Source organism: Lewinella cohaerens DSM 23179 (assembly GCF_000379805.1).
In the GTDB taxonomy this organism is placed as follows: Bacteria; Bacteroidota; Bacteroidia; order Chitinophagales; family Saprospiraceae; genus Lewinella; species Lewinella cohaerens.
This window is the reverse complement of record NZ_KB903531.1, coordinates 260,786-273,229: the sequence shown is the minus strand read 5'-3', so window position 1 is coordinate 273,229 and position 12,444 is coordinate 260,786. Positions and strand designations below refer to the sequence as shown.

General features: G+C 44.6%; 10 protein-coding genes. 2 read left to right on the top strand and 8 right to left on the bottom strand.

From position 1 onward, the window contains the following. Positions 1-32: 32 nt before the first annotated feature. The 7 genes from A3EU_RS0101015 to A3EU_RS0100985 all read right to left on the bottom strand — a co-directional run bounded on the left by A3EU_RS0101015 (position 33) and on the right by A3EU_RS0100985 (position 8,758). Positions 33-677 (bottom strand): rhomboid family intramembrane serine protease, encoded by a 645-nt coding sequence (locus A3EU_RS0101015; RefSeq protein WP_020534253.1) that lies wholly within the window; start codon positions 675-677, stop codon positions 33-35. A gap of 6 nt (positions 678-683) precedes the next feature. Further along, positions 684-1,157: a 23S rRNA (pseudouridine(1915)-N(3))-methyltransferase RlmH gene (gene rlmH, locus A3EU_RS0101010; protein WP_020534252.1), complete on the bottom strand. Its 474-nt coding sequence runs from the start codon at positions 1,155-1,157 to the stop codon at positions 684-686. A gap of 5 nt (positions 1,158-1,162) precedes the next feature. Next, positions 1,163-1,798 (bottom strand): bifunctional nicotinamidase/pyrazinamidase, encoded by a 636-nt coding sequence (pncA, locus tag A3EU_RS0101005; protein WP_020534251.1) that lies wholly within the window; start codon positions 1,796-1,798, stop codon positions 1,163-1,165. Positions 1,799-1,855: 57 nt separating this feature from the next. Continuing rightward, complete coding sequence (locus tag A3EU_RS32310) at positions 1,856-3,310, bottom strand: DUF389 domain-containing protein (RefSeq protein WP_020534250.1); 1,455 nt, start codon at positions 3,308-3,310, stop codon at positions 1,856-1,858. Between the two features lie 140 nt (positions 3,311-3,450). Beyond that, the gene (locus A3EU_RS0100995; RefSeq protein ID WP_020534249.1) at positions 3,451-5,058 is read right to left on the bottom strand and encodes a T9SS type A sorting domain-containing protein; all 1,608 of its coding nucleotides are present in this window, start codon (positions 5,056-5,058) and stop codon (positions 3,451-3,453) included. 30 nt (positions 5,059-5,088) lie between these two features. After that, entirely contained in the window at positions 5,089-7,905 is a 2,817-nt protein-coding gene (locus A3EU_RS0100990) for a TonB-dependent receptor (RefSeq protein WP_020534248.1), read from the bottom strand. 256 nt (positions 7,906-8,161) lie between these two features. Continuing rightward, positions 8,162-8,758: a phosphatase PAP2 family protein gene (locus tag A3EU_RS0100985; RefSeq protein WP_020534247.1), complete on the bottom strand. Its 597-nt coding sequence runs from the start codon at positions 8,756-8,758 to the stop codon at positions 8,162-8,164. A 119-nt stretch (positions 8,759-8,877) separates the two neighbouring features. Here A3EU_RS0100985 and glmM point away from each other — a divergent pair, with 119 nt between their 5' ends. Both glmM and A3EU_RS0100970 read left to right on the top strand, forming a co-directional pair. Then, positions 8,878-10,245 (top strand): phosphoglucosamine mutase, encoded by a 1,368-nt coding sequence (gene glmM, locus A3EU_RS0100980; RefSeq protein WP_020534246.1) that lies wholly within the window; start codon positions 8,878-8,880, stop codon positions 10,243-10,245. Between the two features lie 645 nt (positions 10,246-10,890). Beyond that, positions 10,891-11,826 (top strand): aspartyl protease family protein, encoded by a 936-nt coding sequence (locus tag A3EU_RS0100970; protein WP_083937201.1) that lies wholly within the window; start codon positions 10,891-10,893, stop codon positions 11,824-11,826. On the opposite strand, the gene A3EU_RS0100965 is transcribed toward A3EU_RS0100970, so the two are convergent. After that, the gene (locus A3EU_RS0100965; protein WP_020534244.1) at positions 11,827-12,321 is read right to left on the bottom strand and encodes a GNAT family N-acetyltransferase; all 495 of its coding nucleotides are present in this window, start codon (positions 12,319-12,321) and stop codon (positions 11,827-11,829) included. Between the last annotated feature and the right edge of the window lie 123 nt (positions 12,322-12,444).

The window sequence follows — 12,444 nt, the reverse complement described above, 5'->3', positions numbered from 1 at the left end:
CGAACAACTGACAGTTGTTCGAGAGCACCTATCTAAAACCCAGGAAAAGGCTGTGGGCCAGCGAGCAATTGCTGGAGCATATAGGTTAGCAATTCTGGTTTCAATAAAAGGCTAGCTACGATAATAAAACCGATACCATAGATAGCTCCTGAAAGGTGGGCATTGTGGCCGATATTGTCTCTACCTTGCTTGTCCATATAAGAAGAGTACCATAGGAAGCCTACCGCAAGTAAGATACCTGGCAGGGGAGGGAAAACGAACCATTCCCAAGGAAGAAACATGATGAAGATCATAGATAAAGCTGACGTAGCTCCAGAAGCCCCTAGTGCACTGTAAGCGTAATTATCCTGATGACGAAAGTAGGAGGGGAGGCTGGCTACTGCTACCGCACTAAAGTAGAAGAGTAAAAAAGCTACTGGGCCAATGATAGGCCCAAATAGATAGGTGGTGAAAATATTCTCTACGAGTTCGCCAAAAATATAGAGTGCCCACATGTTAAAAAGCAAGTGGGAAAAATCTCCATGAATCAAGCCACTGGTGAAGAAGCGATAATATTCTCCATTACGGATATCAACCGGGCGGAAAAGCAATTTGGCCTTCATCTCAGGGTTGTTGAAAGCCTGGTAAGAAATGAGGCAGGTCAGAATAATTAAGACCAGCGTTAACGATATAGACATAGTAATTTAAGGATTGTGGTAAGGTTCGTTTTTTAATATGGTCATAGCACGGTACAATTGCTCTAACCAAAAGAGCCGAACCATCTGGTGGGAAAAGGTCATTTTGGACAGCGAAAGTTTCCCGTTAGCCCGTTGATAAATGGCATCATCGAAACCAAAAGCACCACCGACCAGGAAAATTAAGCGCCGATGAAAACCTTGGAGTTGTTGATCAACCCATTGCGAAAGATCCTCAGACGTTAATTGTTTCCCTTTTTCGTCAAGGATAAAGAGGGCATCTTGGGGTTTGAGCCGGGAAAGGACCAACTCTGCCTCCTTTTGCTTGAGCTGTATAGAACTGAGTTTGCCCGCATTTTTAATATCGGGGAGGATCACTTTTTCAAAAGGAAGGTAATGAGGTAGACGCTGTGCGTACTTATCAATGCCTTCTCGCAGATAGCGGTCAGCCGTTTTTCCTATAAACCAGCATTCTACCTTCACAATAATTAAGCTTTGAGGATTTGGGTTGAATGAATCACTTTTACGCCTTTTTCAGACATTTCCGCAACGGCATTATCTACATCGCCTGTAGATAAATTTACACCACGTGAAGCATCTTCAATGAGGTAAGTTGTAAAACCTAGCTCAAGGGCATCAAGGGCTGTAAACTTAACACAATAATCGGTAGCCAAGCCCATGACGTAAACAGTGTCAATACCTTGCTCTTTAAGCCAGTCGCCCATGCCCGTCGCTTTTCGATGGCCGTTGTCAAAAAAACCACTGTAACTGTCGATGGTAGGGTCAGTGCCTTTAGTGAAGACTTTGGTGATTTTTTCCTGATCTAGTTCTTGTACAAATTCTGCTCCAAAGCTATCCTGCACGCAGTGGATCGGCCAGAGTACCTGAGGAAGCCCATGTAAATCAATCACTTGCCCTGGCTTGCGCCAGGGATGGTTAGCCGCAAAACTGCCGTGATTAGCAGGATGCCAGTCTTGGGTAGCAACGATGGTGTCAAAATGTGGGATAAGGGCATTCGCAATGGGGATAACTAGATTACCTTCTTCAACAGGTAGTGCTCCTAACGGGCAAAAGTCATTTTGTAAATCAATCAGAAGAAGTGCACTATGGGGAGTAAGATTCATGTAGATTCAATTTGTTTTGTTTGCGCAATACTTATCGTTGTTTAACACCACGCTATATTAGTAAGAATGTACAACGAACGTATCTATTTGAAGGTCATAAGTCTTGATATAGTTGCTGATAAACGTTGTTAAAGCGACTTCCTGGCGCTGCCGAGTTCGTGGCCCCGGCCGGTTAGACCAGTGAGCGATAAACATAGGGATGGTTTGCGCTGGTTGTGTAAAATCAATAATCTGAGTTTGTCCGTAGGCAAGTGTATCAAGAACTTTGAACTGTTCTGCTTGATGTAGCGTGGAAGAAAGTCGAACAAATTGTAAAGAATCAAGTTTGGGTTTCAATTGTTCTTGTAAGCGGGTAATACTATCTCTTACTGCTTCCTCCCGCTGGTAATTACGCAGTTCTTCCAACTGACTTTTGACTTGGGTAAGCTGCCCTGAGCCTATCGCGTTTTTTTCAATATCACCTAACTTAATCCGATAGTCGGGAATCACCTGAAAATAGGTGTTTGGTAACTTGTATTTACCCGCCAACATGGTATTGTAGTTATTAGTCATACTGTCAGGAACGTCTCGGTTGATGAGTTGTACGACCAGTATATTGGAGTCAGGAGTGATATTGAAAACATTGTAATCAATACAATCATTGTCAAATTGATCCTTAACGAAAGCTTTGACATTTTGCTTGTACTGCAAATCCTGAATAACCTCACGGAGGATAGAAGTGCCGGGTATAATAATTACTAAACTAAAGACTACGACAGCAATCCTCGCCCTTAAAGATTCTTTTTGATTAGGGTGTTCCTTGTAGGGGAATTGTAAGAAACGGATAATCAGGTAAGAGGTTAATGCAATAAAAAAGGAGTTGAGAAAGAACAGATAGAAGGAGTTGAGTGCAATCTCCATATTGCCATTGGCAATGCCGTATCCTGTCACACAGAGCGGAGGCATCAAGGCAGTAGCGATGGCTACGCCCGGAATAGCGTTCGATTTATCCTTACGGGTAATGGAAATAATACCAGCCAGGCCTCCAAAAATAGCAACAAGCCCATCGAGAAAAGTAGGAGCTGTCCTTGCCTCGATCATATCGGTAAAAGTACCCAGTGGCGTGAGCCAGAAGTACAGTGTGCTTGTAAGGAGTGCTATAAAAATGGAAATGAGGAAATGCTTAATAGCAAGTAGCAGCATTTCCCGGTCATTGATACTGACCCCCAAGCCAACTCCCAAGATAGGAGACATCAAGGGTGAAATCAACATGGCTCCAATGATTACGGCTTCAGAGTTGAGGTCAAGACCGAGGGAAGCAATCATGATGGAGCAAATAAGCATCCATGCATTCGCTCCTCGCATGAGTTTTCCCGACTTGATAGCAATAACGGTTCCTTCTCGATCCATGCCCTCCTTGAGGTCTATGAAATCGATGATCCATTCTCGAATATCTTGCACTAATAGCCTAAAAGAAGTCGCAATCCCGGGGCGTTCTTCCTGTGGGTTAAAAGATTGATTTGGTTTCTCCATGAGAGTAAAAGTAGCAGAATCTAGAGATTGTATTAACTATTAGTGTTGAAATTTTGTGATTTTACAAAAAAAACGCCCGAGAGTATTTCTACTCCCGGGCGTCTCTTATTTCTAAATTCGCTAAAATTTAGCTTTAAGCTTTAGCGGAAGATTATCTTCCTCACGCTAACTCCTTCGGCAAATTTGACTTTGACAAGATAAGTGCCTGCCGGTAAATTCCCTCGCTCAAGTTCGTATTGATGATTATCAATGCCGTTCTGGGCGCGGATAAAGCGTCCGTTAATGTCAAATACCTGGATAGCTTCCATTGGGTAGGTAGCATTGGTGCGGATGAATACACGCTCGGTAGCTGGGTTAGGAGCTACACTTAGACCAATAAGGCTATCGTCAGCAATCTCTTCAGAAGAAACGATGGCACATTCTTCCAACTGTAATACCTGACACGCACGTGGAATGTAGTGAGCCATAACGGTATCAAGGTATGCACGTGCTTTCGCAGCCGACATATCTGGGTTGGTAATCAAACCGTTCAAGTGCAGGGTGTCAGAATTGAAATCAGTACCGAATACACCATTTACCTGAGGGATGATTACATCTAGCAATGGCTTGCTCCACCAGTCCCATGGACCAGATCCCAGTCCGTCTACAACAAACGGATACATGTGAGGAGTAGTCAGTGTCGTAGGTGATTGCCCTAAGGCTGAAAGATCAACAGGAACCCCCGCAGCAGCATTGGTGAATGCCTCCAAGCCAGCAGCTAGCCCTGTCATTTGTCCGTTTACAGCATTTAGGGGGTCGTTGGTTCCTTTTTCGTTAGCAACCTGTACAGATAGGCGAGTACCTGCTACCTGAACAACAAATTCCTGAGTAGTAGGCACAATTACCGGGCCGTCTCCAAAAGGAGCGAAAGGATCACTAACTACGTGGTAACCAATGATAGGAGGCTCGTTGAACTCAGGCGTATCGCCATCAATCCAAGAGGTATCACCCAAGGCACCACCCATATTTACGGCAAATTGAATATCTGAAGAATAGCCAGGTGTATTAGGGCTGTTAAGCTGCGCTTCTACCAAGCCATAGATATCTCCGTGTACACTTTCTACCACGTAAGGCTGGAAAGTTTCGGTATCGATAAATTTGTCTAAATCTGAAATTTCAGCATAATCATCCAGTGTTGCCATACCCAATGATAAGTAACCACCAGTACCTTGACCCCAGGCTACAATCTTATCGGAATCAACACCGTAAGGGTTACCATCTTCCGCAGCAGTTTTACGCAAGTAGCGTACACAAGCACGCATGTCCTGAATACCGCGATACGAAGCCTGAAGTAGGGTAGATGTACGGATATTCTGATCAGGAGCGGTAGGTGCCCAACCCAGACGATAAGTAGGCGCAATGGCGGTATAGCCACGCTTGGCCAAACGGGTACACATTTCAACGACGGTAGAATCTAGTTTGCCACCAGTAACCTGTCCATTGAAATACTGAGGAAGAAAACTACCGGTGTGGATGTAAAGTACAGTAGGCCGCTCGGTATTGTCGTCTCCATCTGGCGTGTAAACATCCATTGTAATGGGAGACAAAGCTGGAGTTCCAGTGAGCACGGTATAGTTATTCGCATAGACCACATTAGAGGTTACCGTAACGTCTGTAAAAATTTCGTCTACATAACGGGTGTCTTGAGCCTGAAGGCTGGTGAAAACACCGCAGACGAATAAGATAAGTAGAATGTTAAATTGCTTCATAATTAAGATTAATGCAGTTAAATTGATAAATTATTTTTTCTTGAATTCGTATAAAACAGAGAAGTAAGCCAGGCGCCCAATGCGGGGCCCACCGTACGTCTGAAAAGTTTCGTTGTTGAGAATATTTGAAGCACCTAGCTTGAAGGTACTGTTCAATTTGGCTACCTGCCAATTGATCTGGGCGTCCAAAAGGTCGTAGGAAGGAATCTCTCCGGTAAACTGTGGTGATCCTTCAAAAATGAAGCCTTCAATCCATTTGTAATTGACACTGAAGCCAAAATTAGGGACACGGAAGAGCCCCAGATTCAGTGGAACATTTCTTCCGGAAATACCAACATTGTACTTGTGTTCTGGCGTATTAAAGGCCGGAATAATTGGATCGTCCGTAATGGTATTCAATTTGTTCCACGAGTAATTAGCGTTGAACACAAAATAGTTGGCAAAGTAGTAGTTAGAACCAATAGAGAAGCCTTGGGTAGTGACCTCTTCTGTGGCATTGGCTGCAACTCGATAAGCCTGAGCGGATACCAGTGTACCAAAGGTATTGTCAAAACGGGTATCTACTCCGATATTGAAACCGATAAAGTCGGTATAGAAACTGTAGTAGTAGGTCGCATCCAAATAAAGCCGCTGAAAGAGGGTTGTACGGAAACCAGCTTCTACGGTCTTTACTTTTTCTGGCCGAATTGGAGCTACGTTGAAGTAATCCAGCTGGTTTTGATCATTGGCGTTAAGGGCGTTGGATAGTGACTCTACGGTCACGAGGCTATCAAAGCCGTTTAGATTGCCCAAAAGGATGGCTCGGCCTACATTGTAGTTCAAGTACTGATCTGCCAGGGTAGGATTACGAACAGCAGCGGAAAAAGATGCACGTACAGTTGTCACTTCGGTTGGGCTATAAACCAACGAACCCGCTGGTGAAAAGAGATAGTCGAAGTTTTGGTTCTTGTCCAAGCGTAAGGACGCACTAACTTTCAGCTTGCTCTTTAGCTCTAGGGTACCTCCACCGTAGATGCCAAATTCCTGGGTATCAATATCTCTTCCCATGGTATCCAACAAAATAGAACCATCGGAATTTGGTGTGTAACGACGGAAACTGGCACCAGCTAGTAAATCGAGGTCAGTAATATTGCCGCGAGCAACGAGGTCATTGAATTTGTACTCTCCTTGGCCGTGTATGAGTGCTGATTTGTCGAAGAAACGGGTTCCACCACTGTTGAGGTTGCGACTAGTAATTCGATCAAATTCTTCGTCAAAACGGGCAGTACCTGGCTCGTAAAATTCTACAGCATTGTTAGCAATAGGATCTGCAACTAGTGCCGCTTCCTGAGCTAAACTGTGCCACTCGAAAAGGGATGCTTCAACATCTGGCTGCCCGAGGAATTCTGCTAAAGCTGCGCGATAACCAACCGGATCACCAGGGAATTGAGAAATACTAGGAAAACCTTCTATCGCCCGCATTTGGGGCATCACTTGGTTATTCCAATAAGCACTGTAAGCATTTCGCCAAAAACGATTCTCCTTGGCATTGGTTTGGAGTAGTAGAGAGGTAAAGTAAGGGTCGTAAGAATCTCCTGCATCTTCGTGGGTGACGTAAAAGCGCAGGAAGTAAGTATCGTGTTTTTTTAATTCCAGGCGATGCTGGAAGAACTGAATGCCCCTCAGACTGTAGCGATTGTCTCCTTGATAAACGGTAGTTCCTGTACTATAATTAGAGGCCGCAATAAGGGTAGGGGAGCCTAAGTCCATACTTGGCTTGAGCCTGAAATGTACAGCTGCACCAAGCTTTAGGTTGTCTGAATCATAATCAACAACATCAATCTCGCGGTAGCCTTTGCGGTGAATAATACCAAGACCAGGAAGCTGGAGGATATTAGTGAAATCACTGCCACTGGTAAATTCGTCACCATAAATGTTAACAGCGTCAAAACCGCCAGGATTGTCTACGCCTGTATCCGTATCATCAACTGGGTCATAATTATCTGCTACCCAGTCATCTGCCTGAAAGTAGGAGAAGTTAATCTTGTAGCCAATGCCTTTGTTTTTACCAAAAACATCCGCATACCGGAGCGCACCTTCAAACAAAGAACGGTCGCCACCTTTGGCCATAGCCGAAAGTCCCTTATGGAAAAATGGGTCTTTGGTTTCCATACTGATCACGCCATTGAAGGCATTGGGCCCATAAAATGCAGAACTCGCACCCACAATCAGGTTTACCCGATTGACATCCAATTCAGAAGAACCCAGGAAGTTGCCGAGCGAGAAGTTCAAACCAGGAGATTGGTTGTCTACCCCGTCAATCAGCTGTAAAGAACGAACCGGGCTGGTACTGTTAAATCCACGGGTGTTGATAATCTTAAAGCCAAGGCTGGCTGCTGTAAGGTCTACATCCTTCAATGCCCCCAGGCCGTCATAAAAACTAGCGGCTGGTGTTTCTTTTATGGCAATATTATCGAGCGTTTCTACCGTCAAGGCCGACTGTCGCTGGCGTTCACCAATACGGCGCCCTTTGACTTCTACGGTTGCTATCGTAACCGAGCCTTCTGATAATTCTATCTTGAGAGGTTCCACCAATGATTCTACCAACACTTCTGCGTCTGCAAAGCCGATGTACGAGAAAACCATCGTAAAGGGAGGAGTGGCTGTAGTAGGAAAAGAGAAGGCTCCATCGAGATCAGTGACGGTACCTTCAGAGGTCCCTTTAATGATGGCATTGGCTCCAATCAAGGGTTCACGGGTAACACCATCAATAATTTCTCCGCGGACAACGGTCTGCGCTGAGGCAAAAACACCTATCCCCAAAAAGAGAATAAAATACAATAAACGTGAGTGTAGTAGAAATTTCATGCTTTGATAAGGTACGTAATAAGTCAATAATTCGGCTTACGACGGCAAATTAGTGAATTTTCGCTAACGATGGTTTTATATTTTAAAAATAATACTAAGATATAAACCCAGAGCGCTGTTGTTCAATGAGATAGGGTAGTGGTGCGGTAAAAGAGGCCAGTAAAAAACAATCTTGATCAGTTAGCTTGCCGTTTGAGTATAGACTACTCAATATACAATTAACTTAACGAGTTGTACTTAAAAATGTGATTAATATTTATGCTTTTGGCACAGAACTGTCGCAAAAATCTGGTATTCGCCACCTTTGCCGCTCATATATTCTGTATACAGCCCAGCCAATGAAACTGCCTAGCAGCGCCCCACAGGTGATATCAAGCGGGTAATGTACCCCTACATAAACCTGCCCAAGTGCAATACTGGCTGCCCAGAAGATAAGCAACCATCTCCATTTTTTCCAACGACGCCCCCATCCCAGGAAAAGAAAAATAGCAACCGCAAAATGATTGGTCGCATGAGAGGAGGTGAAACTATAACCACCTCCACAATGCACCCCAACGTCTCGAGTAGGTTGGCTCAATGCAGTTTCTCTGCATGGGCGTGGGCGTTTTACGGATTTTTTTATCAATTGGCTACTGCTAAAATCAGCTATGCCTACGGCTACTCCCAGCGCGAGTAAATAGTACAGACCTGGCAACTTGTATTTATAAATCAACCCGGCTGCGAGCAGTAGATAAAGCGGAATCCAGGTGGTTTTTTCCCGCCAATAGGGCATTATGGCATCTAGCCAGGGATGTTGCCAGCCGTGATGAATCCATTCAAATAGGGAATAGTCGAGTTGAATAAGTTGCTCCATAATGCAAACATAAAAATTGTTGGCTAATAAATACAGTCCGGGTATCTTTGCCGACCTAAGTATTGCGCAAAAACAAAGACTCAACTTGTTTTGTGCTGTTCCTAACAAAAAAGAAATACGTGGCCTTTATAAAGTCTATCTCCGGTTTTCGGGGAACCATCGGTGGAAAAGCAGGAGAAAATTTGACTCCTCAGGATATTGTAGAATGTACAGCTGCTTATGGGAGTTGGTTGCTACAAACCGGAGCTGCTCCTAAAGTCGTTATAGGCAGAGATGCCCGCCCCTCGGGAGCGATGGTGACCCAACTGGTAACCGCAACCTTGCAATCATTGGGGATTTCCGTTGTCGATTTGGGCCTTTCTACGACTCCTACCGTAGAAATGGCAGTACCTCACCTCCATGCAGGGGGGGGGGTCATCCTTACTGCTAGCCATAACCCCAAAGAGTGGAACGCGCTGAAATTACTCAATGCAACCGGAGAATTTATTTCTGCGGAGGATGGCAAGACCCTCCTGGGACTATTAGATCAGGGGGCGGTAAATTATGCTGCCGTAGATGACTTGGGCACTTACGTACAAAATGATGACTTGTTGGATTATCACATCGAAAAAGTCCTTGCTCATCCTTTGGTGAAAGCTGCCGAAATCAGAGAAAAAGGCTTTAGGGTCGTTGTAGACGCTGTTAATTCCAGCGGTGCTTTGGCCATTCCCGCTCTACTCAAGGCCCTGGGCTGTGAGGTAGAAGTGTTGAATGCTGAGATGAACGGTCAGTTTGCGCACAACCCCGAGCCTTTGCCCCAGCATTTAACGGAACTTTGCGAAAAGGTCAAATCAAGCAAGGCCGACCTGGGCATCGCTGTTGACCCCGATGTTGATCGTCTCGCACTTGTGGGCCCCGGTGGAACATGGATAGGAGAGGAGTACACTCTGGTAGCGGTAGCCGATTATGTTTTGCAACACCAGGCTGGACCTACGGTATCCAACCTGTCTTCCAGTCGTGCATTACGCGATATCACCAACAAGCATGGGCAAACCTATTATGCAGCAGCAGTAGGAGAAGTGAACGTTGTCAACAAGATGAAAGAAGTGCAGGCGGTCATTGGCGGCGAAGGAAATGGTGGCATCATCGACCCCCAGTTACACCTTGGCCGTGATGCACTGATTGGCACCGCCCTGGTGCTCAGTAATATGGTGTGGGCAGACAAGTCTATCAATGAGTTGCGCGCAACTTATACCGATTACTTCATGGTTAAAGACAAAGTCGCTCTTTCACCAAGCTTGGATGTAGAGAAAAAGTTGGAGCATATCCAGCAGAAATACCAACACGAGGCCGCTATCAATACCATCGATGGCCTAAAGTTGGATTTTCCTGAAGGCTGGATTCATTTGCGCCGTTCAAATACCGAACCTATCGTACGCATTTATGGTGAAGCCAATAGCGTAGAAGCTGTAAATGCGCTGGTAGCTCGGGTAAAAGCTGACTTTTAGAGACGCTGTTAGTGTTGTGTAAATGCATGAATGTATTTATGCGAATAGTAGTGGCTATAATGGCGAATGCATTGTAATTTCTATAGGCCATGCCGGTAGCGGTGTTGCTGCGCAACCACCGCTACGGCACCAGGCTGTCGGTCGCTACCGCTCCTGCCCATCCTTTGTCCTTGCGCCGTCCCGGCACCGCGCTTCGGCCTAAAGGCCTGCGCGCTAAGTTTATATGGCAGTGGTTAAACTTGACCTATCCGAGATCAGGTATTAAAAACATAAAGACCAGTTAACTAATCTTTTGGTTTAGCTCCTTCGGTGTAGCGTAGGTTTTCCTCCGTCATACCCCCCTCGTGTTTATTCCCATCTATCGGATCAGTATCCTCCCTTCTTAAATGTCCTTCTTTGGGGTGAAAAAGACCAGAAAATCAAGCAAATTTCTTGCTTTGGGGGAGCTTAGAACGCATGAGAAGAAATTGCCGGCCTAGCGTTGGGGGAAGCGCCATTATTATCTAAAAGTTACTGTATTGAAACTAATTATGTTAATTCATTGTTAACTAATAGTAAAATTAAAGTGTATATTTAGTTATCTTTGTGTAAACGAAACACTGTTCAAAGCGATGTTTACCGATTTTTTTCAAGAAGAACAGGAATATGAGACAGTTATGGCAAATAGTATTTTTTATCCTTTTAGGGAGTAGCATGCTGCATAGCCAGCGTAGTATCGCTTATCTGAACAGTCCTGTTCGCCCCATCAATGAGGAAATGGTGATCACCGATAACCTTATTACACTTTCCTTTAAGCTCGAACGGGGAATGATTTACCTGGAAGGTGTAATTGATGGCCAATCCGGAGATTTTATTCTCGATACGGGGGCGCCTGGTTTAGTGATAAACGAGATTCCAAAAGATATTACCGATGATTATCAAGCGCAGTCCTGTTCGCAGGGCGTAGTTGTTGGTGTAAAGCCGGTGAAGAAATTTTCTTGGGCAAACCGCACTATTCGTAACATAGAAGCTATCACACTTGATCTTAGCCACCTGGATAAATTGCATGATGCTGATGTTGAAGGAATGATTGGCTACGAACTCTTAAAAAATAATACCCTCTTTATTGATTACCAGCGGAATCAACTCTTGTTATTAAAAAACAGGATGAATGTTGCTTTAGCAGCACCTTCCGCACGTATTCCATTTGAGTTGTACGATCACCTTCCGGTTATTGAGGTGGTAATCGCAGGTAAATCCTTCCGTTTAGGAATAGATACAGGAGCCGCCACTAATTTGCTAGACAGAGCTTGTGCCATTCATTTGGCTAGCACATTACAGCAAAGACCTACCGAAGAAATTCAGGGTTTAGATCAAGGCATTCAAAAGGTAGAGGCCGCCTATCTGGAAGGAGTAAAAGCAGGAAGTTTTGAATTCTCCAGTAAGTTTCTCTTTTTGGACCTGTCTCACCTTAATATGGATGAAGAATCCTCTCTTGATGGGCTATTAGGTTACCAGTTTTTATCCAACTACCGAGTAGCAATAGATTATCCTAATCAGGAAATATTACTTTGGCCGTTGGCGGAGCAAGCACTTAGGTGATTACTTTTTGCGCAATGTTAAGGCATAATAAGTATCACAGCTACTGTGGCCTGTGGCTCCTTCAGCCGCTGCTAGTGGCTGAAATCCTCTTTGTTGATAAAGTGCGTTGGCGGAAATCATACGATTCACCGTTTCGAGGTACATTCTTTGGTAGCCCTGCTGGGTAGCTGTATCAATACAATGATTGAGCAATTGTTTCCCCATTCCGTAGCCGCGTAACTCAGAAAGGAAATACATTTTCTTCAATTCACAAGTAACACCATCTCCACCTGAGAGTGGCCCGAAGCCTCCACAACCTTGTACCTCCCCGAAGTGTTCAACAACAAAAAAGGCAGCTTGCTTACTTTGGTAAGCCTCGTACATTTGATCTACTTCAGGATCTTCGATAGAAAAACCTGGCCCTACACAACTAAATTCGGTCATTACCTGACGAATAATTTGGGCTACCCGTTTGTTATCAGTAACCTGGATAGGGCGAATGATAGGATTAGACATGGTTCTATTATTTGATGGAGNATTAGCACAGCGAACTAACCTTACAAGAGGTGTATGCTTTGAAGTCGGAAATCGGAGGTGGGAAGTCGGAAATATTGTTGGTTCTTAAGGACAGAGAAGAAC